This window comes from Streptomyces sp. NBC_00091 (assembly GCF_026343185.1).
GTDB lineage: Bacteria > Actinomycetota > Actinomycetes > Streptomycetales > Streptomycetaceae > Streptomyces.
Genome location: NZ_JAPEMA010000001.1, coordinates 2,629,314 through 2,652,487 on the forward strand (window position 1 = coordinate 2,629,314; position 23,174 = coordinate 2,652,487).

A 23,174-nucleotide genomic window follows, 5' to 3' on the forward strand; every position below is an offset into this window, starting at 1 on the left:
TGAGGTGGGGTTGCGATGAACGCGCCGTACGACGGTGACCGCGCGCAGGGCACTGGTGGGCCGGCGCCCTCCCAGGGCACTGCCCCGGGCGCTCCGGTGCCCGGGCAGGTTCCCGCGCCCGCGCCCGCGCCGGACCACGACCCGTACGTCCAGGACGCCTACGACTACGACCCGTACCGGTCGCAGGACCTGTCGGCCCAGGACCCCGTCACCGAGGCCCTCTACGACCGGGCCTCGCACCCCCCGCCGCCGCCCGGCACCTACCAGGAGCCCGGCCCGCTCTACGCGGCCCCGCAGGCGCCCTCGCACGGCCCCGACCCGCGCGTCTGGGCCCAGACGCCGCCGCCCGAGCCGGACGGCCCCTCCCGCCACCTGCCCTACGGCGACCACGCGGCGACGACGCAGTTCGTCGGAGTGGACTCGCTCGTGACCAGGGCCGCGGAGGAGGAGCCCGAGCCCGACGCCTTCACGCACCTCTACCGGGACCAGCAGGCGGCCCCCGGCGCCCCCGCCGAGGAGGCGCCCGTCGCGGCCCCGGCCCCGAGCAAGCCCGCCGGGCGGGCCGCGAGCCTCATGAAGTCGAGCGCCCTGATGGCGGCCGGCACGATCGTCTCCCGCATCACCGGCTTCGCGCGCACCCTGGTGATCGCCGGCGCCATCGGCGTCGCATCCCTCAACGACTCCTACCAGGTCGCCAACACCCTGCCGACGATGATCTACGTCCTGGTCGGCGGCGGCGCCCTCAACGCGGTGTTCATCCCGCAGCTCGTCCGGGCCATGAAGAACGACGACGACGGTGGCGAGGCCTACGCCAACCGGCTGCTGACCCTCGTCGTGGTCCTGCTGGGCGCGGTCACCACGATCTGCGTCTTCGCGGCCCCGCTCTTCATCGGCATGATGTCGCAGAAGATCGCCGACAATCCGCAGCGCATGGACATCGCGGTGGCCTTCGCGCACTACTGCCTGCCCACCATGTTCTTCATGGGCGTGCACGTGGTCCTCGGTCAGATCCTCAACGCCCGCGGCCGGTTCGGCGCGATGATGTGGACCCCGGTCCTCAACAACATCGTCGTCATCACCACCTTCGGCGCCTTCATCTGGGCCTTCGGCGGCTTCACCACCACCGGTGTCTCCGAGGCGACCATCACCCCCGAGGGCGTCCGGCTGCTGGGCATCGGCACCCTGCTCGGCCTCGTCGTCCAGTCCCTGGCGATGCTGCCCTACCTGCGCGACGCCGGCTTCAAGATGCGCCTGCGCTTCGACTGGAAGGGCCACGGCCTCGGCAAGGCCGCCGGGCTCGCCAAGTGGACGTTCTTCTTCGTCCTCGCCAACCAGCTCGGCCTGGTCGTCGTGACCCAGCTCGCCACCTGGGCCGGTGAGCTCGCCGACAAGCAGGGCCACGGCGGTACCGGCATCACCGGCTACAACTACGCCCTGCTCCTCTGGCAGATGCCGCAGGCCATCATCACCGTCTCCGTCATGACGGCCGTCCTGCCCCGCATCTCGCGCTCCGCCCACGACGGCGACGCCGCCGCCGTCCGCGACGACATCTCCTACGGCCTGCGCACCTCGGCCGTCGCGATCGTGCCCTGCGCCTTCGCCTTCCTCGCGCTGGGCGTGCCGATGTCGACGCTGCTGTACGCCAGCACCGGCGCCGACGACGCCACCAACATCGGCTTCATCCTGATGGCCTTCGGCCTCGGCCTGATCCCGTACTCCGTCCAGTACGTGGTCCTGCGCGGCTTCTACGCCTACGAGGACACCCGGACCCCCTTCTACAACACGGTCATCGTGGCCGCCGTCAACGCCGGCGTCTCCGCCCTGGCCTTCTTCGTCCTCCCGGCACGCTGGGCCGTCGTCGGCATGGCCGCCGCCTACGGCCTCGGCTACGCCGTCGGTGTCGGCGTGGCCTGGCGCCGCCTGAAGGCCCGCCTCGGTGGGGACCTCGACGGCGCCCACGTGATGCGCACCTACACCCGCCTGATCGGCGCGTGCGTCCCGGCCGCCGTCGCGGCCGGCGCCGCCTCCTACGGGGTCACCAAGGTGCTGGGCAACGATGCCCTCGGTTCCCTCGCCGCCCTGGTCGCGGGCGCCATCGCCCTGGGAGCGGTGTTCCTCCTCGCCGCGAAGCGGATGCGGATCGAAGAGCTCAACTCCATGGTCGGAATGGTTCGCGGACGTCTGGGGCGCTGATGCGCACAACCCTCACCCCCCTTCGTGTGTCGTGCATAGCGGCGGACTGTGGGCACAATTGGCATGGCTTCGCAGACTGGCCGACAGCGCGCAACGGATGGGGAGGCAGGGACGACGGTGGCGGAACGTAGCACGGCTGCCGTCGACGTGGCCGACAACAGCGGCGACCAGCCGCTGACCGCGGATGCGGTCAAGGCCACGGCCGACGGGGTGGACACCCAGCACGGACAGGCCTCGGACGGATCCATGCCCGAGAAGGACGGCGAACGCAGAAGCGCGGCACCCGCGGCCGCGCCGGAACTGCACAGCGGTCACAAGCTCGCACGGCGCTACCGCCTGGAGGAGTGCGTCACCCGTCTGGACGGCTTCAGCAGCTGGCGGGCCATGGACGAGAAGCTGCGTCGCGCGGTCGGCGTCCACCTGCTGCCCGCCGACCACCCCAGGGCCCGTACCGTCCTGGCCGCCGCCCGCTCCTCCGCCCTGCTCGGCGACCCCCGGTTCGTCCAGGTCCTCGACGCAGTGGAGGAGAACGACCTCGTCTACGTCGTCCACGAGTGGCTGCCCGACGCCACCGAGCTGACCTCCGTCCTGGCCGCCGGCACGCTCGAGCCCCACGAGGCCTACCAGCTGGTCAGCCAGGTCTCCCAGGCCATGGCCGCCGCCCACCGCGAGGGCCTGGCCCACCTGCGCCTGACGCCCAGCGCGATACTGCGCACCTCCTCGGGCCAGTACCGCATCCGCGGCCTCGCCGTGAACGCCGCCCTGCGCGGCATCACCAGCGACACCCCGCACCGGGCCGACACCGAGGCCATCGGCGCCTTGCTGTACGCAGCCCTGACCCAGCGCTGGCCGTACGAGAACGACGCCTACGGCCTGCGCGGCCTGCCCAAGGGAGTCGGCCTGCTCGCCCCCGACCAGGTCCGCGCCGGCGTCCACCGGGCCCTCGGCGAGCTCGCCATGCGCGCCCTCGCCAACGACGGGGCCACCGCGTCCCGTCAGGAGCCCGCCTGCACCACCCCGGAGGAGCTGGCCAAGGCCGTCGCCGCGATGCCCCGCATCCGGCCGCCGGAGCCCGCCTTCACCGCGCCCCCGGAGTACCAGCACACCACCTACCAGCAGGGCACCTACGGCCGGCCCGCGCCGGTCGGCCTGCCCACCGCCCAGGCGGTCGCGCCCGTCCCGCCGCCGCCGCTGCAGAGCCGGACCGGCCGCGTCCTCAAGTGGGGCGTCGCCGCCCTCCTGATCGCCGCCCTCGGCCTCGGCAGCTGGCAGCTCGCCGACAAACTCCTGGAGTACCGCAAGCCGGGCAACGGCGAGAACACCCAGAACCAGCAGCAGGGCCCCAACGACACCACGGCGAAGAAGGAGCCCGCTCCGCTCTCCATCAAGGGCGCCGAGGAGTACGCCCCGGACGGCACGCCGCAGAACACCGCCAACGTCTCCAAGACGTACGACGGGGACGCCGCCTCCTACTGGCGCACGAAGAGCTTCGACGACGGCCCGGAGGTCAAGATCAAGGCCGGCGTCGGAATCGTCTACGACCTCGGCTCCGAGCAGGAGGTCAGCGAGGCCTCGATAGCGCTGAAGTACCCGGGCGACCGCACCACCCTGACGCTGTACGCGACCGACTCCCTGGACCCCAAGGGCAAGGTCGGCTCGATGAAGAAGATCGCGGGGCTGACCACCAAGGACACCAGCGTCCGGCTGACCGCGGAAAAGCCGGTCAAGGCGCGCTACGTCCTCCTGTGGATCACCGCCATGCCGCACGCCGGCTACGACGATTTCAGCAAGCCCGGCTACAAGCAGGGCATCACGGATGTGAAGTTCAAGGGCTGACGCACGGCACGGGGAGGGGCTCAGCGTTGGACGAAGCCGCGACCGGCGACCGCAGCGACCAGGAACTCCTGGCCCTGCACGTCGCCGGCGATCCCGATGCCTTCGGAGAGCTCGTACGCCGCCACCGCGACCGGCTGTGGGCCGTCGCCCTGCGCACCCTCGGCGACCGCGAGGAGGCCGCGGACGCCGTGCAGGACGCCCTGGTCTCCGCCTACCGGGCCGCCCACACCTTCCGCGGCGACTCCGCCGTGACCACCTGGCTGCACCGCATCACCGTCAACGCCTGCCTCGACCGCGCCCGCAAGGCCGCCTCCCGCCGGACCTCGCCCCTCGACGACACGGAGCGCCTGGAGCGCCTCCTGGAGCCCCACGAGTCCGCCGAGGCCCCCGCGGAGCGCCAGGACCTCCACCGCCAGCTCCTGGCCGCCCTCAGCACCCTCCCGCCCGAGCAGCGGGCCGCGCTCGTCCTCGTCGACATGCAGGGATACCCCGTCGCCGACGCCGCCCGCATCCTCGACGTCCCCACCGGGACCGTGAAGAGCCGGTGCGCGCGCGGCCGGGCCAAACTGCTGCCGCTGCTCACTCATCTGCGCACGAATGCCGGGGATAACACCGCCACGGAGCGGGGAAGGAACCGGACGCCGGGGACACCCGTCCCACCTGCGGCAGACCCCAGGCATCCAGAGCCAGACCCAGACGCTGTGAAGGGCGGAGGTGGACGACCGTGAGCCCCACAACCGGCACGACCGGCACTGCCGGCACGACCTGGCACCCGGAGGTCTCGGAGATCTCCGACCTCACCGAAGGGCTGCTCTCCCCCTCCCACAGCGCCGAGGTACGCAACCACCTCGGAGACTGTGCCCTGTGCGCCGACGTCCTCGCCTCCCTGGAGGAGATCCGGTCCCTCCTCGGCACCCTCCCGGGGCCGCCGCGCATGCCCTCCGCCATCGCCGGCCGGATCGACGCGGCCCTCGCCGCCGAGGCGCTGCTCGACTCGACGAACTCCCGGGCCGAGGCCTCCACCTCCGAGCCGCACCCCGTTGGCGATGTTTCACTGGGGGCACCCCCAGCGGTAGCTGGGGGAGAAACATCGCCGACGGACACCAGCCGCTCCGGCCGGAACGAGGCCCACCGGCCCACCGGTCACCCGTCCGGCCCAACCGGCCCCGGCCGTCGCCGCGCCCGGCGCCGGATCGCCGTCCTCACCGGCCTGGCCGGGGCGGCCGCCTGCGCGCTCGGCATCTTCCTGTTCAACGGGCTCACCGGAACCGCCTCGCACGACACCGCCACGCGCAACGACACGGCGAGGTCCTCCGCCAGCTCCTCCGCCCCCGGTGAGTACACCGCCCAGGGGCTCCGGCAGAACGTCCGCCAGCTCCTCGCGGGCGGAGCCGCGGCGAACACCCCGCAGACCGTGCCGGGGGAGAACGACAAGACCATGGGGCTGGAGAACACCTCCCCCGGTCTGGCCCCCGCCGACCGGCTCGCCTCACCGGAGACCGCCCCGGTCCCGCCCTGCGTCCAGCAGGCCACCGGCCGCTCCGACGCCCCTGTCGCCGCCGAACGGGGCAACTACCAGGGCACGCCCGTCTACCTCGTCGTGCTGCCCCATTCGGGCGACCCCGCCCTGGTGGACGCCTATCTCGTCGCCGCCGGCTGCGCGGACAACCCTGCGCAAACCCCGGGCAAGCCCCTGCTGACCAGCACATATCCCCGGAACTGAGCGGTTCGGGAGGTAGCGGCCCGCGCGTTGGGGGCCGGAGGGGGACAAGCGGGGAATGCACGCGCCGTAGGATCCGTTGGGTGGGGTGAGAGTCCGCACCGGCCCCCGGTAGGCACCACGAAGTCCGCAGAGACGAGGAAAGAACCCGTGAGCGACGTACGAAACGTGATCATCATCGGCTCCGGGCCGGCCGGTTACACGGCCGCCCTGTACACCGCACGCGCTTCGCTCAACCCGCTGGTCTTCGAAGGTGCCGTCACCGCCGGCGGCGCGCTGATGAACACCACCGAGGTCGAGAACTTCCCGGGCTTCCGGGACGGCATCATGGGTCCGGACCTCATGGACAACATGCGGGACCAGGCCGAGCGCTTCGGTGCCGAGCTCGTCCCGGACGACGTCGTCGCCGTGGACCTCACCGGTGAGATCAAGACCGTCACGGACACCGCCGGCACCGTGCACCGCGCCAAGGCCGTCATCGTCACCACCGGCTCCCAGCACCGCAAGCTCGGCCTGCCCAACGAGGACGCCCTCTCCGGACGCGGTGTCTCCTGGTGCGCCACCTGCGACGGGTTCTTCTTCAAGGACCAGGACATCGCCGTCGTCGGCGGCGGCGACACCGCGATGGAGGAGGCCACCTTCCTCTCCCGGTTCGCCAAGTCCGTCACGATCATCCACCGCCGTGACAGCCTGCGCGCCTCCAAGACCATGCAGGACCGTGCCTTCGCCGACCCGAAGATCAAGTTCGCCTGGGACAGCGAGGTCGCCGAGATCCACGGCGAGCAGAAGCTCTCCGGCCTCACCCTGCGCAACACCAAGACCGGTGAGACCTCCGAGCTGCCCGTGACCGGCCTGTTCATCGCCGTCGGACACGACCCGCGCACCGAGCTGTTCACCGGCCAGCTCGACCTGGACGACGAGGGCTACCTGAAGGTCGACGCCCCCTCGACGCGTACCAACCTCACCGGTGTCTTCGGCGCCGGCGACGTCGTGGACCACACCTACCGTCAGGCGATCACCGCCGCCGGCACCGGCTGCTCGGCCGCTCTCGACGCGGAGCGCTTCCTCGCCGCCCTCACGGACGCCGAGCACGTGACCGCGACCGTCTGACCTCGCCCCACCCCCACACCCCACACCCCGTAGCAAGAGGAGGCCGTTGTGGCTCTCAAGACCGTGACCGACGCCGACTTCGACGCCGAGGTCCTGGCCAGCGACAAGCCCGTCCTGGTGGACTTCTGGGCCGAGTGGTGCGGTCCGTGCCGCCAGATCGCCCCGTCGCTCGAGGCCATTGCGGCCGAGTACGGCGACGAGATCGAGATCGTCAAGCTCAACATCGACCAGAACCCGGCGACGGCCGCCAAGTACGGCGTGATGTCGATCCCGACCCTGAACGTCTACAAGGGCGGCGAGGTCGTCAAGACCATCGTCGGCGCCAAGCCGAAGGCCGCCATCCTGCGTGACCTCGACGGTTTCGTGACCGCCAAGCCGGTCGCCTGAACCGTCTGAGCAACACGCGTACGTGAAACGGGGCCGCCCCTTCAGGGGCGGCCCCGTTCGCGTGTCCGTAGGCCCACCCGCTCACAGCGGGCGCAGTGCCGGTTCCTTCCGGGCCCTCGCCCCGCCCAACAGGCGGTCCAGGGCCAGCTCCACGTCTTCCTTCCACGACAACGTCGTACGCAGCTCCAGCCTCAGCCGGGGATGGGACGGGTGGGGGCGTACGGTCTTGAAGCCCACCGACAGCAGATGGTCGGCCGGCAGCAGGCAGGCGGGCCGCTCCCACCGCGCGTCGCCGAAGGCCTCGATCGCCTTGAAGCCCCGCCGCAGCAGATCCTTCGCCACCGTCTGGACCATCACCCGCCCCAGGCCCTGCCCCTGATACCCCGGCATGATCCAGGCCGTGATCAGCTGCACCGCGTCCGGGGACACCGGGCTGGTCGGGAAGGAGGCGGCCCTCGGCACGTAGGCGGGCGGCGCGTACAGCACAAACCCCACCGGGACCTCGTCCACGTAGACCACCCGGCCGCAGGAACCCCAGTCCAGCAGGACGGAGGAGATCCAGGCCTCCTTCTCCAGCTCCGGGGTGCCGGCCTTCACGGCAGCCTCACCGGTGACCGGATCCAGCTCCCAGAACACGCAGCTCCTGCAACGCCTGGGCAGGTCCTGGAGGTTGTCCAGCGTGAGCGGTACCAGCCGACGACCCATGACCACATCGTAAGCACTGCCCCCTGCTTCTTCGAGTGTGGACATCTCGAAGAAGCAGGGGGCAGCAGGAGAAACCGGCAGGTACTACTCGTCCGAAGAGCCCTGCTCCAGGACCCGGCCCTCACCCGGCGCCAGCGTCCCCAGAATCCGCTCCAGATCCTCCATCGACGCGAACTCGACGGTGATCTTGCCCTTCTTCTGGCCCAGATCCACCTTCACGCGCGTCTCGAAGCGGTCCGACAGACGCGTCGCCAGCTCGCTGAGCGCCGGGGACACCCGCGCGCCCGCCCGCGGGCCCTTCGGCTTCACCGTGCTCGACGGCTCCGAGGCCATCAGCGTCACGATCTCCTCGACCGCGCGCACCGACAGCCCCTCGGCCACGATCCGGTGCGCGAGGCGGTCCTGCTCCTCGGAGTCCTCCACCGACAGCAGCGCCCGCGCATGGCCGGCCGAGAGCACGCCCGCGGCCACCCGGCGCTGCACCGCGGGGGAGAGCCTGAGCAGGCGGAGGGTGTTGGAGACCTGCGGACGCGAACGGCCGATCCGGTCCGCCAGCTGGTCGTGCGTGCAGTTGAAGTCCTGGAGCAGCTGGTCGTACGCGGCCGCCTCCTCCAGGGGGTTCAGCTGCGCACGGTGCAGGTTCTCCAGGAGCGCGTCCAGGAGCAGCTTCTCGTCGTCCGTCGCCCGGATGATCGCCGGGATGCGTTCCAGCCCCGCCTCACGGCAGGCCCGCCAGCGCCGCTCTCCCATGATCAGTTCATAGCGGCCGGGGGTCGCCTGCCGCACGACCACCGGCTGGAGCAGACCCACCTCCTTGATGGAGGTCACCAGCTCGGCCAGGGCGTCCTCGTCGAACACCTCGCGCGGCTGGCGCGGGTTCGGCGTGATCGCGTCCATCGGAAGCTCCGCGAACGTCGCCCCGGCCACCGCGTCGGCCTCCGGCTGCACCGGGACCGGAACAGCCGCCGCCTCGGCCGCCGCCGATGTTTCACGTGAAACAACATCCGCCTGAACCAGCGCAGCGAGCTTCGCCGCGGCGACTCCCCGCTCCGACGGCAGCACCGGCACGGCCGACGGAGACGTCGACCCACCGCCCACCACGGGCGTCTTCTCCTGGGGAGCCGCCGGAATCAGCGCGCCGAGCCCCCGCCCCAGACCCCTACGTCGCTCACTCACTGGATCCCCTCCGCCACACTCTGCGTGCTGTTCATGCCCGCGCCCAGATGGGCGTGCTGGGCGTCGTAATGGATTCCGGCCCCGCGCAGCGCGATCTCCCGCGCCGCCTCCAGATAGGAGAGGGCACCGCTGGAACCCGGGTCGTACGTGAGAACCGTCTGCCCGTAGCTCGGAGCCTCCGAGATCCGTACCGACCGCGGGATGCTGGTGCGCAGCACCTCCTTGCTGAAGTGGGTGCGCACCTCCTCCGCCACCTGCGAGGCCAGCCGCGTCCTGCCGTCGTACATCGTCAGGAGGATCGTCGACACGTGCAGGGCCGGGTTCAGATGGGCCCGCACCAGGTCGACGTTGCGCAGCAGCTGCCCCAGCCCCTCCAGTGCGTAGTACTCGCACTGGATCGGGATCAGCACCTCCGCGCCCGCGACCATGGCGTTCACCGTCAGCAGGCCCAGCGAGGGCGGGCAGTCGATGAGGATGTAGTCGAGCGGCTGCTCGTAGGCCTGGATCGCCCGCTGGAGCCGGCTCTCACGGGCCACCAGCGACACCAGCTCGATCTCCGCGCCCGCGAGGTCGATCGTGGCCGGGGCACAGAAGAGCCCTTCCACGTCCACCACCGGCTGGACGACCTCCAGCAGCGGCCGACTGTCCACGAGGACGTCGTAGATCGACGGCACATCCGCGTGGTGGTCGATCCCCAGCGCGGTGGAGGCATTGCCCTGCGGGTCGAGGTCGATGACCAGGACGCGCGCACCGTGCAGGGCCAGCGAGGCCGCCAGATTCACGGTCGTCGTGGTCTTGCCCACGCCGCCCTTCTGGTTGGCCACGACCATGATCCGGGTCTGCGCCGGCCGCGGCAGAGCCGCTCCGGTACGCCCCAGGGCCTCGACCGCCAGCTGGGCGGCACGACCGATCGGGGTGTCCTCGGTCTCATCGTTGTCCACGAGGGGCGAGGATGTTTCACGTGAAACATCCTCGCCCGGTGATTCAGAGCGGGGACCGGGGACCGGATCGGCCATCGGCCCCGCGAGGTTGGCGTCGGACCGCACGGTGTCACTCTCCTCGGCAGCGGGCTCGCGATGAACAGAGCCTGCCATGCCACCCGGGTCGCGAACCAGCGGGGCCCGTACTCCTGTGGATGAATCCACCGTTGTGGACAACTCCGTCACCCCCGCGCCCTTACGGTGGCGGGGGGCCGCAGCAGCACGTCCGCGGCTGATGATTCCGTGCAGCAGAGAGCGATGTTTCACGTGAAACACGATGCCCGGACGGGGTCTTCAGCCCGCTACGACACTCCGAAATCCATACCTATAGGGCCCAACCCGCCCCAAAACGCCGCCGACAGCGGCGCGGGTCAACGGCGCCTGCGCGTCCGCCCCACCCGCGCGGCCTTAGCCCGCTTGGCCGCGAACCTCACCCCGCCGGGGCTTTCTCCGACCTCCACGCGGACCACCGTGGACATCGGATCGACGATGCCCTCGCCCACGTGGAGCACCGAGGTCTTCACCACACCCAGCTTGGTCAGCGCGACCTTCGCCGAGACCAGCTCCTCCTCGGCGGTGTCGCCCTTCAGGGCCAGCATCTCCCCGTAAGGACGCAGCAGCGGCACGCCCCAGCCCGCGAGCCGGTCCAGCGGGGCCACCGCGCGGGCCGTCACCACGTGCACCGGCTGGAGCTTTCCGAGCACCTCCTCGGCCCGGCCGCGCACCACCGTGACGTGGTCCAGCCCGAGCAGCTCCACGACCTCCTGAAGGAAGGTCGTCCGGCGCAGCAGGGGCTCCAGCAGGGTGATCTTCAGGTCCCGCCGCACCAGGGCGAGCGGGATACCGGGCAGGCCGGCGCCCGAGCCCACATCGCACACGGTGACGCCCTCGGGCACCACCTCGGAGAGCACCGCGCAGTTGAGCAGGTGCCGTTCCCACAGCCGGGGAACCTCGCGCGGCCCGATCAGGCCGCGCTTGACCCCCGCGTCCGCCAGCAGCTCCGCATACCGCACAGCTTCCGGGAAAAACTCACCGAACACCGCGCGCGCCACCTCGGGCGCCGGGGGCGCCTCCTCAGGCGCCGGGGGAAGCTCCGCTGCCTCCGTCACGGGGACCGTCCTTCCGTACAGAACCGCTCACGCCAGAACCGTGTCGTTCAACCGTGTCGTTCAACTGTCAGGCTTACAAACTTCGGCCCCGCCTGCGACACAGGCGGGGCCGAAACACAACATTCCGATCAGGCCGGGAGCACAACGACGAAGCGCTGCGGCTCCTCGCCCTCGGACTCGCTCTTCAGGCCGGCGGCCGCCACGGCGTCGTGGACGACCTTGCGCTCGAACGGCGTCATCGGGGCCAGCTTCAGCGGCTCGCCCGAGGCCTTCACGTCCTCGGCGGCCTTGGCACCCAGCGCCGCCAGCTCCTCGCGCTTCTTCGCCCGGAAGCCGGCGATGTCCAGCATCAGCCGGCTGCGGTCCCCGGTCTCCCGGTGCACGGCGAGGCGGGTCAGCTCCTGAAGGGCCTCCAGGACCTCGCCGTCGCGGCCCACGAGCTTCTGCAGCTCGCGGCCGGCGGAGTCGCTGACGATCGACACCGCGGCACGGTCGGCCTCGACGTCCATGTCGATGTCGCCGTCCAGGTCGGCGATGTCCAGCAGACCCTCAAGGTAGTCGGCCGCGATCTCACCCTCCTGCTCGAGGCGGGTCAGGGTGTCGCCACTCTCAGCGGCGGCGGTGGTGGTGCCTTCCGTCACGGGAGGGACTCCTTCTTACTTCTTGGAGGGCTTGCTGGGGGGCGTCTGACGCTTCGACTTCGGCTGCCGCTTCGGCTGCTGCCGCTTCGTGGCGACACCGCCGCTCGCCGCGTCCGAGTCCGCCGTGGCCTCAGAACTCTTGATCACGGAGCCGTCCGCCTGCGCTGCCATGCCCTGCTTCGTCAGCGCGGTGATGAACTTCCGCTCGTTGTCGTTGCGGTCCGGGCCCTTGGCCACGATCGCCGCGACGATCTTCTTCTTGCTCCGGCCCTTGACGTCGCCGTGGGAGCTGACGTGCTTCAGGAGACGGGTCAGGTACTGGTCCTGGGCCTTGCTGCCCGGCGTCGGGTTCTGGTTGATCACGTACATCTGCTGGCCCATGGTCCACACGTTGGTGGTCAGCCAGTAGACGAGGACACCGACGGGGAAGTTGATGCCCATGAACGCGAAGATCAGCGGGAAGATGTACATGAGCATCTTCTGCTGCTGCATGAAGGGCGTCTTCACCGAGAGGTCGACGTTCTTCTGCATCAGCTGGCGCTGCGTGTAGAACTGCGACAGCGACATCAGGATGATCATGACCGCGGTCACGATGCGCACATCGGTGATCGAGGCGCCCAGCTTCGCGACTTCCTCGCTGCTGTTCATGAACTTGGCAGCCAGCGGGGCGCCGAAAATGTGCGCCTCGCGGGCGCTCTCCAGCAGCGGCTGGTTGATCACGCCGATGGTCTTGCCGCTGGCGATGCTCGCGAGCACGTGGTAGAGCGCGAAGAAGAACGGGGACTGCGCCAGGATCGGAAGGCACGAGGAGAGCGGGTTGGTACCCGTCTCCTTGTACAGCTTCATCATCTCTTCGGACTGACGCTGCTTGTCGTTCTTGTAGCGCTCCTGGATCACCTTCATCTTCGGCTGGAGCGCCTGCATGCCACGCGTCGCCTTGATCTGCTTCACGAAGAGCGGGATCAGGCAGATACGGATCAGGATCACCAGGGAGACGATGGACAGGCCCCAGGCCCACCCACTGTCCGCACCGAAGAGCGCCCCGTAGACCTTGTGGAACTGGACGATGATCCACGACACGGGTGTGGTGATAAAGCTGAACAGACTGGCAATCGTGTCCACTAATCAGGCTCCTTGAGCATTGCGAGATCTACGCAACGCACTGCGCAGCTGCTCGTGCCAACGCGGGCGTTTCCGGGGTGGGACATGATCCACACCACCCGGGGACCACGGATTGCACCGCAGGATCCGCCAGGCGGTCAGAACCGTCCCCTTCACCGCACCATGCCGGTCGATGGCCGTGAACCCGTAGTGCGAACACGACGGGTAGTAGCGGCACACCGGTCCGAGCAGCGGACTGATCGTCCACTGGTACAGCTTGATCAAAGCGAGCAGCGGGTACTTCATCGAGCCACGCCTCCCAGCAGCCGCGCCAAGGCGGCATCCAGGTCGCGGGCCAGCTCGTCGACGCCGGCGTCACCCGCTCCGGGCAAGGCCCGCACCACCACCAGGCTACCGGGGGGCAGCTGAGCCAGCCGGTCACGGACAAGATGCCGAAGACGGCGCTTCACCCGGTTACGGACGACCGCTATGCCGACAGCCTTGCTGACGACGAAACCCGCACGCGGCGAGGGATCGATCTCCCCCGGCTCGTGCGGGTCCGTTGCACCGCTTGTACGTAGGTGGACGACGAGGAGCGGGCGTCCAGCCCGCCGGCCCCGGCGTACCGCGCTCGCGAAGTCCTCACGCCGCCTCAGCCGATTTTCGGGAGACAGCACGACGTCACGACCTGCGCGTTGTTATGCGGAAAGGGCGGCGCGGCCCTTGCCACGGCGGTTCGCGAGGATCGCGCGACCGGCACGGGTCCGCATCCGCAGACGGAAGCCGTGGGTCTTGGCACGACGGCGGTTGTTCGGCTGGAAGGTGCGCTTGCTCACTCGGGGGCTCCAGAGAATGAATCGTGTGTGGCGTTACATCGCCTGGCTGTCACCGTGCGCCCACGAGGAACTCGCGTGTTCGCCCGAGTGGACACCGCTAAACGATCACAATCAGTGATCTTCGCCCATCGGTAGGCAGGCGGCAGCAGCCATCGACAACTCGACCTCGTTACGGTACGCGCGGCTACGCCATCCGGTCAAACCGAGCGTCCTCTGCCCCACACTGTGCACAGGCTGTGGACAACGACTTGAACCCTACCCACCGGCCTGACTACCGTTGCCTGATCCCGGATTTTTTGTCCCGACCGTCCCAAAGAACCACACATTCGTGGGACCGGGACCTGTGAGAGAGCGTGCTCTGTGGCTGACGTACCTGCCGATCTTGCCGCAGTGTGGCCACGCGTGCTCGAGAAGCTGCTCGGGGAGGGTCAGCAGGGGATCGAGCCCAAGGACAAGCAGTGGGTGGAACGATGCCAGCCACTGGCCCTCGTCGCCGACACCGCCCTGCTGGCCGTCCCCAACGAATGGGGCAAGCGCGTCCTCGAGGGCCGCCTCGCCCCGCTCATCAGCGACGCCCTGAGCCGCGAGTGCGGCCGCCCGATCCGGATCGCCATCACCGTCGACGACTCCGCCGGCGAGCCCGCGCCGCCCGCCCCGCCCGTCTCCCCCCAGCGCGAGGGCTACGAGCCGTACGGCGGCCAGCGCCCCGGCGGCGGCCCGGGCGAGGACCAGCTCCCCACCGCCCGCCCCGCCTACCCGGAGTACCAGCAGCAGCGCCCGGAGCCCGGCTCCTGGCCCCGCGGCGGCCAGGAGGAGTACGGCTGGCAGCAGCAGCGCCTCGGCGGCTTCCCCGAGCGCGACCCGTACGCCTCCCCGCAGCCCGGCTACCTCCAGCAGCCCGAGCCCGGCGGCTACGACCAGGGCAACTACGAGCAGCAGAAGTACGAGCAGTCCGGCTACGAACCCCAGAAGTACGAGCAGCAGAAGTACGAATCGCAGCCGTACGAGCCCCAGGCCTACGAACCGCAGCAGTACGAGCAGCCCGCCCCGCGACCGGCGCCGGGCCGGCCCGGGCCGCCGCCGTCGGCCCCTTCCGGCGGCTCCACCTCGGGCCCGCTGGAGCCGACCGCCCGGCTGAACCCGAAGTACCTCTTCGACACCTTCGTCATCGGCGCCTCCAACCGCTTCGCGCACGCCGCCGCGGTAGCCGTCGCCGAGGCGCCCGCGAAGGCGTACAACCCCCTCTTCATCTACGGGGAGTCGGGCCTCGGGAAGACGCACCTGCTGCACGCCATCGGGCACTACGCGCGGAGCCTCTACCCCGGCACCCGCGTGCGGTACGTGAGCTCGGAGGAGTTCACCAACGAGTTCATCAACTCCATCCGCGACGGCAAGGGCGACGCCTTCCGCAAGCGCTACCGCGAGATGGACATCCTGCTCGTCGACGACATCCAGTTCCTCGCGAGCAAGGAGTCGACGCAGGAGGAGTTCTTCCACACCTTCAACACGCTCCACAACGCCAACAAGCAGATCGTCCTCTCCTCCGACCGGCCGCCCAAGCAGCTCGTCACCCTGGAAGACCGGCTCCGCAACCGCTTCGAGTGGGGCCTGATCACCGACGTCCAGCCGCCCGAGCTGGAGACCCGCATCGCGATCCTGCGCAAGAAGGCCGTCCAGGAGCAGCTCAACGCCCCGCCGGAGGTACTGGAGTTCATCGCCTCCCGCATCTCGCGCAACATCCGCGAGCTGGAGGGTGCGCTGATCCGCGTCACGGCCTTCGCGAGCCTCAACCGGCAGCCGGTGGACCTCGGCCTCACGGAGGACGTCCTCAAGAACCTGATCCCGGGCGGCGAGGACAGCGCGCCCGAGATCACCGCCTCGGACATCATGGCGGCCACCGCCGACTACTTCGGGCTCACCGTGGACGACCTGTGCGGCTCCTCGCGCAGCCGGGTCCTGGTCACCGCCCGGCAGATCGCCATGTACCTGTGCCGGGAGCTCACCGACCTGTCCCTGCCCAAGATCGGGGCCCAGTTCGGCGGCCGCGACCACACCACCGTCATGCACGCAGACCGCAAGATCCGCGCCCTGATGGCGGAACGGCGCTCGATCTACAACCAGGTCACGGAGCTCACCAACCGCATCAAGAACGCCTGAAGCCGGCCCCACGCGGCCCCCACGCGGCCCCCGCGAGGGCCCACAGGGGCCCGTGTGGGGCCCGCGGGCGGTCCCGCAAACCTCACGACAGGGCGCTTCCGGATCGAACCGGGGGCGCCCTTCTTCGTCCGTGCGCCCCTGCTCTGTTCGAATGCGCCCCCGGGAGGCCCCGTCATCCACAGATTGGCGGACTTTCTTCTGTCCACAGCCTGAGGACAGTCCGCATCACCCACAATCTGTCCACAGGGGTGCAGGTTGAGGGCCCATCAGGGCAGGTCAGACCCCTGTGGAATTGTGAGCAAGCGTCATCCACAGCCTGTGGACAGAAAAATCATCCACAGGCTCGTCCACTCCTCTGTCCACCGGAGACTCACAGGTTGCCGCATCCTGTGCACAGGTTCCCGGCGGTTCTCCACACCGTTGTCCACTGTTCGGCAACCCCACACCCCCGGTCACCGCCCCGAGTGAAAGCGGTCACACGGATGTCGACGTTTGCTCTGTGGACTTCTGGGGAAAAGCTGGGGACACACCTGTGGAGTAGTGGGGGTCTCCTGGGGACGGCCTGTGCAGAAGTTTTCGTTCTCCACAGACACACCGTGTTTTCCACCGGTGTCACCCACAGGGTGTGGGGATAAAAAACGCGGCCTGACCTGCGAGAACGGGCTTATCCACCGTTTCCACAGGCCCTACTACTACCCCCATAGAGAGTTAGGCCGGTTTCGGTTTTCAAGCAGGTCCTGTGCACAACTCGCCGGACGGGCTCGCCGACGCCTCGCTCCCGACTTGACCGCCAGCCGCGACGACTGTCGGCGCCGTACGTCAGACTGGTCCCCGGCATCGGTCGAGGCATCGACGAGCCGACGACGAAGGCCGGCAGACGAGCGAGCAACAGCAGGAGGCGGTTCCGGTGAAGATCCGGGTGGAGCGCGACGTACTCGCGGAGGCGGTGGCCTGGGCTGCACGCAGCCTCCCGGCCCGGCCGCCGGTGCCCGTACTCGCGGGCCTGCTGCTGAAGGCCGAGGACGGCACCCTGTCCCTCTCCGGCTTCGACTACGAGGTCTCGGCCCGCGTCTCGGTCGAGGCGGACGTCGAGGAGGACGGCACCGTCCTCGTCTCCGGCCGGCTCCTCGCCGACATCTGCCGCGCCCTCCCCAACCGCCCGGTGGAGATTTCCACAGACGGTGTACGGGCGACCGTGGTCTGCGGCTCCTCGCGGTTCACACTCCACACCCTGCCTGTGGACGAATACCCGGCCCTGCCGCAGATGCCGACCGCCACCGGCACCGTGCCCGGCGAGGTCTTCGCCTCCGCCGCCGCCCAGGTCGCCATCGCCGCCGGCCGCGACGACACGCTGCCCGTGCTGACCGGTGTCCGCATCGAGATCGAGGGCGACCGCGTCACCCTGGCCTCCACCGACCGCTACCGCTTCGCGGTCCGCGAGTTCCTCTGGAAGCCGGAGAACCCGGACGCCTCGGCCGTGGCCCTGGTGCCCGCCAAGACCCTCCTCGACACCGCCAAGTCCCTCACCAGCGGTGACACCGTCACCCTGGCGCTCTCCAGCTCAGGCCAGGGCGAGGGCCTCATCGGCTTCGAGGGCGCCGGCCGCCGCACCACCACCCGCCTGCTCGAGGGCGACCTGCCGAAGTACCGCACGCTCTTCCCGACGGAGTTCAACTCCATCGCCGTGATCGAGACCGCCCCGTTCGTCGAGGCCGTCAAGCGCGTGGCCCTGGTCGCCGAGCGCAACACCCCGGTCCGCCTCAGCTTCGAGAAGGGCGTGCTGATCCTGGAGGCCGGGTCCAGCGACGATGCACAGGCTGTGGAACGCGTCGACGCGAACCTCGAGGGTGACGACATCTCGATCGCCTTCAACCCGACCTTCCTGCTGGACGGCCTGAGCGCGATCGACTCTCCCGCCGCCCAGCTCAGCTTCACCACGTCCACCAAGCCCGCGCTGCTCAGCGGCCGTCCGGCGGTCGACGCGGAGGCCGATGAGGCCTACAAGTACCTGATCATGCCGGTCCGCCTCTCCGGCTGACCGTTCCTGCCGTAAGACGCCGCCGGGCCCGGCCCTCGCAGCTGCGAGACCGGGCCCGGCGCCGTCCGGAGCAGCCCGACGCCAAGGCCCGGCGTAGGCTCGGATCCGGCGGGCGACCCCGGAAAAACGACCGGAAACCACCGGTACCGGGGGAGCCCCGTACAGACGGCCCCAACGCTTAAGGAATCCACCTGATGGAGCTCGGTCTCGTCGGTCTCGGCAAGATGGGCGGCAACATGCGCGAGCGCATCCGCCGCGCAGGCCACACCGTCATCGGATACGACCGCAACCCGGACCTCGCCGATGTCCACAGCCTGCAGGAGCTTGTGGACAGCCTGCAGTCCCCCCGCGTCGTGTGGGTGATGGTCCCGGCAGGCGCGGCCACGCAGTCCACCGTCGACGAGCTGGCGGAGCTGCTCTCCCCCGGCGACATCGTCGTCGACGGCGGCAACTCGCGCTGGACGGACGACGAGAAGCACGCCGAGGAGCTGAAGGCCAAGGGCATCGGCTTCGTCGACTGCGGCGTCTCCGGCGGTGTCTGGGGCCTGGAGAACGGCTACGCGCTGATGTACGGCGGCGACGAGAAGCACGTCGCCGCGGTCCAGCCGGTCTTCGACGCCCTCAAGCCCGAGGGTGAATTCGGCGCCGTGCACGCCGGCAAGGTCGGCGCCGGCCACTTCGCGAAGATGGTTCACAACGGCATCGAGTACGCCATGATGCAGGCCTACGCCGAGGGCTGGGAGCTCCTGGAGAAGGTCGACTCGGTCACGGACGTCCGCGAGGTGTTCCGGTCCTGGCAGGAGGGCACGGTCATCCGTTCCTGGCTGCTGGACCTCGCCGTCAACGCGCTGGACGAGGACGAGCACCTGGAGCAGCTCAAGGGCTTCGCCCAGGACTCCGGCGAGGGCCGCTGGACCGTCGAGGCGGCCATCGACAACGCGGTCCCGCTGCCGGCGATCACGGCCTCGCTCTTCGCCCGGTTCGCGTCCCGCCAGGACGACTCCCCGCAGATGAAGATGATCGCCGCGCTGCGCAACCAGTTCGGCGGCCACGCGGTCGAGAAGAAGTAGCCCCACAGCAGCACCAACAGCAACACGGCAACACAGCACCACAGAGCACAGCAGCAGGAAGCCGGGGGAGGTCGGCGCCGAATGCATGTTTCGCATCTCTCATTGGCCGACTTCCGCTCGTACGCCCGGGCCGAGGTTCCCCTCGCCCCGGGCGTCACCGCTTTCGTGGGCCCCAACGGCCAGGGCAAGACGAACCTCGTCGAGGCCATCGGCTACCTGGCCACCCTGGGCAGCCACCGGGTCTCCTCGGACGCCCCGCTCGTACGGATGGGCGCGGACCGGGCGGTCATCCGGGCCGCCGTCACCCAGGGCGAGCGCCAGCAGCTGGTGGAGCTGGAGCTGAACCCGGGCCGCGCCAACCGGGCCCGCGTCAACCGGTCCTCGCAGGTCAGACCCCGGGACCTGCTGGGGATCGTACGGACCGTGCTGTTCGCCCCGGAGGACCTGGCCCTGGTCAAGGGCGACCCGGGCGAGCGGCGCCGCTTCCTCGACGAGCTGGTGACCGCCCGCTCGCCGCGGATGGCGGCGGTCCGCTCCGACTACGAGCGCGTGCTCAAGCAGCGCAACACCCTCCTGAAGTCGGCCGCGATGGCCCGCCGGCACGGCGGCCGCTCCATGGACCTCTCCACCCTCGACGTCTGGGACCAGCACCTCGCGCGCACCGGCGCCGAGCTGCTCGCCCAGCGGCTGGACCTGATCGCCACGCTGCTGCCGCTGGCGGACAAGGCCTACGAGCAGCTCGCGCCCGGCGGCGGCCCGCTCGCACTCGCGTACAAGTCCTCCGCCGGCGAGCCGGTGGACAGCGGCGAGGCGCGCACCCGCGAGGCGCTCTACGAGGTGCTGCTCGCCGCCCTGGCCGAGGTCCGCAAGCAGGAGATCGAGCGCGGGGTCACCCTGGCCGGCCCGCACCGCGACGACCTCGTGCTGCGCCTCGGCGAGCTGCCCGCGAAGGGGTACGCCAGCCACGGCGAGTCCTGGTCGTACGCGCTGGCGCTGCGGCTGGCCTCGTACGAGCTGCTGCGCTCGGAGGGCGCGGAGCCGGTGCTGATCCTGGACGACGTCTTCGCGGAGCTGGACGCGCGCCGCCGCGAGCGGCTCGCGGAACTGGTGGCCGGGGGCGAGCAGGTCCTGGTGACCGCGGCAGTGGACGATGACGTTCCGGGCGTGCTGACCGGCACGCGCTTCGGGGTGTCCGGCGGTGAGGTGACCCGGCTGTGAACGAGGGCGAGCAGCAGAAGCGCAAGGCCCCGGAGCCCTCCGGGGTGGACCTGGCCCGCCAGGCCCTCGCGGCCGCGCGGGAGCAGGCCCGGGCCCGGGGCAACGCGGTGAGCGGGCGCAAGCGCCAGCAGCAGCCCGGGCTGCGCTCGGGCGCCCGCGCCGACGGCCGGGACCCGATGCCGCTGATGGCCGCGCTGGACCGGCTGCGCACGGAGCGCGGCTGGGAGATGCCGATCGCGGTGGCCGGGGTGATGGAGCGCTGGGCGGAGATCGTCGGCCCGGAGATCGCCGCGCACTGTGAACCGGAGCGCTACGAGGAGCGTGAACTCCTCGTACGGTGCGATTCCTCGGCCTGGGCCGCGCAGCTGAAGCTGCTGGCCCCGCAGCTGGTGGCTCGGCTGAACGCGGATCTCGGCCAGGGCACGGTCCGGCTGATCAAGGTGCAGGGCCCCGGCGGCCGCCCCAAGCGCTACGGGCCCTGGCGGGCCCCGGGCAGCACCGGGCCCGGCGACACCTACGGCTGACCGGCTTCCGGCCAGGGCGGGAGCCCCGCGGGAGCCCCTGGCGGAGCCTCCCGGCGCAGCCGGCGCGGGTGGCGTCCCTCACGGTAGCGGGAGGTTGACAGCCCGAAGCGCTGGACGCCCGCGTGAGCCTCTTTGAGCCCCTCCCCGGATATGGGGAGTCGGAGAGAGGAGGTTCAGGGCGGCACATGCGGACTCAGGCACCGGCAAACCCCCATTCATGTCAGTGGTACCGGTAGACTGGAGACAATCCCGCCTTCTTCGCGGGGGACACCCGAAAAACGCAGACAACGCAGATCGACGCGGCCGCTCCTCCGGCGCACACGCTGGTCCGGAGTACGGGCTGCGCTGTGCCAGAAAGGGCGCTTCGTGGCCGATTCCGGCGACTCCAACGAGAAGAATTACGACGCCAGTGCGATCCAGGTCCTCGAGGGCCTGGACGCGGTCCGCAAGCGGCCCGGCATGTACATCGGCTCGACCGGTGAGCGTGGCCTGCACCACCTCGTGCAGGAGGTCGTGGACAACTCCGTCGACGAGGCCATGGCCGGGCACGCGGACACGATCGACGTGACGATCCTGGCCGACGGCGGTGTGCGCGTGGTCGACAACGGCCGCGGCATCCCGGTCGGCATCGTGCCGTCCGAGGGCAAGCCGGCGGTCGAGGTCGTCCTCACGGTGCTGCACGCGGGTGGCAAGTTCGGCGGCGGCGGCTACGCCGTTTCCGGCGGTCTGCACGGCGTCGGTGTGTCCGTCGTGAACGCCCTGTCGACCAAGGTCGCGGTCGAGGTCAAGACGGACGGCCACCGCTGGACCCAGGACTACAAGCTCGGCGTGCCGACGGCCCCGCTGGCCAAGAACGAGGAGACCGACGAGCACGGCACGTCGGTGACGTTCTGGGCCGACCCGGACATCTTCGAAACGACCGACTACTCCTTCGAGACGCTGTCGCGGCGCTTCCAGGAGATGGCCTTCCTCAACAAGGGCCTGACCCTGACGCTGACGGACGAGCGCGAGTCGGCGAAGGCGACGGTGGGCGCGGACTCGGCCGAGGAGGCCGACGACCAGCAGGCGCGCACGGTCAAGTACCACTACGAGGGCGGCATCGTCGACTTCGTGAAGTACCTGAACTCGCGCAAGGGCGAGCTCATCCACCCGACCGTCATCGACGTCGAGGCCGAGGACAAGGAGCGCATGCTCTCGGTCGAGATCGCGATGCAGTGGAACTCGCAGTACACGGAGGGGGTCTACTCCTTCGCGAACACGATCCACACGCACGAGGGCGGTACGCACGAGGAGGGCTTCCGCGCGGCGCTGACCGGCCTGGTCAACCGCTACGCGCGGGACAAGAAGCTGCTCCGCGAGAAGGACGACAACCTCGCCGGCGAGGACATCCGCGAGGGTCTGACGGCGATCATCTCGGTGAAGCTGGGCGAGCCGCAGTTCGAGGGCCAGACGAAGACCAAGCTGGGCAACACGGAGGCCAAGACCTTCGTGCAGAAGGTCGTCCACGAGCACCTGAACGACTGGTTCGACCGCAACCCGGTCGAGGCGGCGGACATCATCCGCAAGTCGATCCAGGCGGCCACGGCGCGCGTCGCGGCCCGCAAGGCGCGTGACCTGACGCGTCGCAAGGGTCTGCTCGAGTCGGCCTCGCTGCCGGGCAAGCTGTCCGACTGCCAGTCGAACGACCCGACCAAGTGCGAGATCTTCATCGTCGAGGGTGACTCCGCCGGCGGCTCCGCGAAGTCCGGCCGCAACCCGATGTACCAGGCCATCCTGCCCATCCGCGGCAAGATCCTGAACGTCGAGAAGGCGCGCATCGACAAGATCCTCCAGAACACCGAGGTCCAGGCGCTGATCAGTGCCTTCGGCACCGGTGTGCACGAGGACTTCGACATCGAGAAGCTCCGCTATCACAAGATCATCCTGATGGCGGACGCCGACGTCGACGGCCAGCACATCAACACCCTGCTGCTGACCTTCCTGTTCCGCTTCATGCGCCCGCTGGTCGAGGCCGGTCACGTGTACCTGTCGCGCCCGCCGCTGTACAAGATCAAGTGGGGTCGCGACGACTTCGAGTACGCGTACTCGGACCGCGAGCGCGACGCCCTGGTCGAGCTCGGCAAGCAGAACGGCAAGCGGATCCGCGAGGACTCGATCCAGCGCTTCAAGGGTCTGGGCGAGATGAACGCCGAGGAGCTGCGCGTCACCACCATGGACGTGGACCACCGCGTGCTCGGCCAGGTCACGCTGGACGACGCGGCACAGGCCGACGACCTGTTCTCGGTGCTGATGGGTGAGGACGTCGAGGCGCGGCGCTCCTTCATCCAGCGCAACGCCAAGGACGTCCGCTTCCTCGACATCTGAGTCGGCCCG

Annotated in this window: 20 protein-coding genes and 1 pseudogene; 12 read left to right on the top strand and 9 right to left on the bottom strand. The window is 69.9% G+C overall.

The features are described 5' to 3' along the window. The first annotated feature begins 15 nt into the window (after positions 1–15). From murJ to trxA, 6 genes are all read left to right on the top strand, one after another. Positions 16–2,193 (top strand): murein biosynthesis integral membrane protein MurJ, encoded by a 2,178-nt coding sequence (gene murJ / locus OOK34_RS12025; RefSeq protein ID WP_267033845.1) that lies wholly within the window; start codon positions 16–18, stop codon positions 2,191–2,193. A gap of 117 nt (positions 2,194–2,310) precedes the next feature. After that, complete coding sequence (locus OOK34_RS12030) at positions 2,311–4,029, top strand: protein kinase family protein (protein ID WP_267033846.1); 1,719 nt, start codon at positions 2,311–2,313, stop codon at positions 4,027–4,029. Between the two features lie 26 nt (positions 4,030–4,055). Next, on the top strand, positions 4,056–4,757 hold the full coding sequence (sigM, locus tag OOK34_RS12035; RefSeq protein WP_267033847.1) for an RNA polymerase sigma factor SigM: 702 nt from the start codon (positions 4,056–4,058) through the stop codon (positions 4,755–4,757). Continuing rightward, the gene (locus OOK34_RS12040; protein WP_267033848.1) at positions 4,754–5,752 is read left to right on the top strand and encodes an anti-sigma factor; all 999 of its coding nucleotides are present in this window, start codon (positions 4,754–4,756) and stop codon (positions 5,750–5,752) included. The genes sigM and OOK34_RS12040 overlap by 4 nt, the downstream gene beginning before the upstream one ends. A 147-nt stretch (positions 5,753–5,899) precedes the next feature. After that, the gene (trxB, locus tag OOK34_RS12045) at positions 5,900–6,859 is read left to right on the top strand and encodes a thioredoxin-disulfide reductase (RefSeq protein WP_267033849.1); all 960 of its coding nucleotides are present in this window, start codon (positions 5,900–5,902) and stop codon (positions 6,857–6,859) included. A 48-nt stretch (positions 6,860–6,907) separates the two neighbouring features. Then, positions 6,908–7,246, top strand: a complete 339-nt coding sequence (gene trxA, locus OOK34_RS12050) for a thioredoxin (RefSeq protein WP_267033850.1) — start codon at positions 6,908–6,910, stop codon at positions 7,244–7,246. 81 nt (positions 7,247–7,327) lie between these two features. Here trxA and OOK34_RS12055 read toward each other — a convergent pair whose 3' ends face one another. The 9 genes and pseudogenes from OOK34_RS12055 to rpmH all read right to left on the bottom strand — a co-directional run bounded on the left by OOK34_RS12055 (position 7,328) and on the right by rpmH (position 13,794). Continuing rightward, positions 7,328–7,951, bottom strand: coding sequence for a GNAT family N-acetyltransferase (locus OOK34_RS12055; RefSeq protein ID WP_267033851.1), 624 nt, complete (start codon positions 7,949–7,951; stop codon positions 7,328–7,330). Between the two features lie 84 nt (positions 7,952–8,035). Beyond that, positions 8,036–9,127, bottom strand: a complete 1,092-nt coding sequence (locus OOK34_RS12060) for a ParB/RepB/Spo0J family partition protein (RefSeq protein ID WP_267033852.1) — start codon at positions 9,125–9,127, stop codon at positions 8,036–8,038. Further along, positions 9,124–10,221, bottom strand: a complete 1,098-nt coding sequence (locus OOK34_RS12065; RefSeq protein ID WP_267033853.1) for a ParA family protein — start codon at positions 10,219–10,221, stop codon at positions 9,124–9,126. The genes OOK34_RS12060 and OOK34_RS12065 overlap by 4 nt, the downstream gene beginning before the upstream one ends. A gap of 257 nt (positions 10,222–10,478) precedes the next feature. Then, positions 10,479–11,216 carry a 16S rRNA (guanine(527)-N(7))-methyltransferase RsmG gene (gene rsmG, locus OOK34_RS12070; RefSeq protein ID WP_267033854.1) on the bottom strand — a complete coding sequence of 246 codons (738 nt, stop codon included), beginning with the start codon at positions 11,214–11,216 and terminating at the stop codon, positions 10,479–10,481. Between the two features lie 128 nt (positions 11,217–11,344). Next, positions 11,345–11,857: a R3H domain-containing nucleic acid-binding protein gene (locus OOK34_RS12075; protein WP_267033855.1), complete on the bottom strand. Its 513-nt coding sequence runs from the start codon at positions 11,855–11,857 to the stop codon at positions 11,345–11,347. 15 nt (positions 11,858–11,872) lie between these two features. Beyond that, the gene (gene yidC, locus OOK34_RS12080) at positions 11,873–12,979 is read right to left on the bottom strand and encodes a membrane protein insertase YidC (protein WP_267033856.1); all 1,107 of its coding nucleotides are present in this window, start codon (positions 12,977–12,979) and stop codon (positions 11,873–11,875) included. A 30-nt stretch (positions 12,980–13,009) separates the two neighbouring features. Further along, positions 13,010–13,264 (bottom strand): annotated as a pseudogene (yidD, locus tag OOK34_RS12085) (membrane protein insertion efficiency factor YidD); the annotation flags it as partial. Beyond that, positions 13,261–13,635 (bottom strand): ribonuclease P protein component, encoded by a 375-nt coding sequence (gene rnpA, locus OOK34_RS12090; protein ID WP_267033857.1) that lies wholly within the window; start codon positions 13,633–13,635, stop codon positions 13,261–13,263. The pseudogene yidD and the gene rnpA, both read right to left, overlap by 4 nt. Before the next feature lie 21 nt (positions 13,636–13,656). Next, positions 13,657–13,794 carry a 50S ribosomal protein L34 gene (gene rpmH, locus OOK34_RS12095; RefSeq protein ID WP_008741645.1) on the bottom strand — a complete coding sequence of 46 codons (138 nt, stop codon included), beginning with the start codon at positions 13,792–13,794 and terminating at the stop codon, positions 13,657–13,659. A gap of 360 nt (positions 13,795–14,154) precedes the next feature. On the opposite strand from rpmH, the gene dnaA reads away from it, so the two are divergent. The 6 genes from dnaA (at position 14,155) to gyrB (ending at position 23,165) form a co-directional block, all read left to right on the top strand. Then, positions 14,155–15,951: a chromosomal replication initiator protein DnaA gene (gene dnaA / locus OOK34_RS12100; protein WP_267033858.1), complete on the top strand. Its 1,797-nt coding sequence runs from the start codon at positions 14,155–14,157 to the stop codon at positions 15,949–15,951. Between the two features lie 907 nt (positions 15,952–16,858). Continuing rightward, positions 16,859–17,989 (top strand): DNA polymerase III subunit beta, encoded by a 1,131-nt coding sequence (dnaN, locus tag OOK34_RS12105; protein ID WP_267033859.1) that lies wholly within the window; start codon positions 16,859–16,861, stop codon positions 17,987–17,989. A gap of 194 nt (positions 17,990–18,183) precedes the next feature. Then, positions 18,184–19,059 (top strand): phosphogluconate dehydrogenase (NAD(+)-dependent, decarboxylating), encoded by an 876-nt coding sequence (gene gnd / locus OOK34_RS12110; protein WP_267033860.1) that lies wholly within the window; start codon positions 18,184–18,186, stop codon positions 19,057–19,059. Between the two features lie 81 nt (positions 19,060–19,140). Then, entirely contained in the window at positions 19,141–20,277 is a 1,137-nt protein-coding gene (gene recF, locus OOK34_RS12115) for a DNA replication/repair protein RecF (RefSeq protein WP_267033861.1), read from the top strand. Further along, the gene (locus OOK34_RS12120) at positions 20,274–20,801 is read left to right on the top strand and encodes a DUF721 domain-containing protein (RefSeq protein ID WP_267033862.1); all 528 of its coding nucleotides are present in this window, start codon (positions 20,274–20,276) and stop codon (positions 20,799–20,801) included. Before recF ends, OOK34_RS12120 begins: the two co-directional genes overlap by 4 nt. Positions 20,802–21,146: 345 nt before the next feature. Further along, entirely contained in the window at positions 21,147–23,165 is a 2,019-nt protein-coding gene (gene gyrB / locus OOK34_RS12125) for a DNA topoisomerase (ATP-hydrolyzing) subunit B (RefSeq protein ID WP_267036712.1), read from the top strand. Positions 23,166–23,174: the final 9 nt, after the last annotated feature.

Excerpts from the sequence above, each read along its gene's own strand:
- murJ (WP_267033845.1), top strand. The coding sequence starts at position 16 with ATGAACGCGCCGTACGACGGTGACCGCGCGCAGGGCACTGGTGGGCCG.
- OOK34_RS12055 (WP_267033851.1), bottom strand. The coding sequence starts at position 7,951 with ATGGGTCGTCGGCTGGTACCGCTCACGCTGGACAACCTCCAGGACCTG.
- OOK34_RS12065 (WP_267033853.1), bottom strand. The coding sequence starts at position 10,221 with ATGGCAGGCTCTGTTCATCGCGAGCCCGCTGCCGAGGAGAGTGACACC.
- gnd (WP_267033860.1), top strand. The coding sequence starts at position 18,184 with ATGGAGCTCGGTCTCGTCGGTCTCGGCAAGATGGGCGGCAACATGCGC.
- recF (WP_267033861.1), top strand. The coding sequence starts at position 19,141 with ATGCATGTTTCGCATCTCTCATTGGCCGACTTCCGCTCGTACGCCCGG.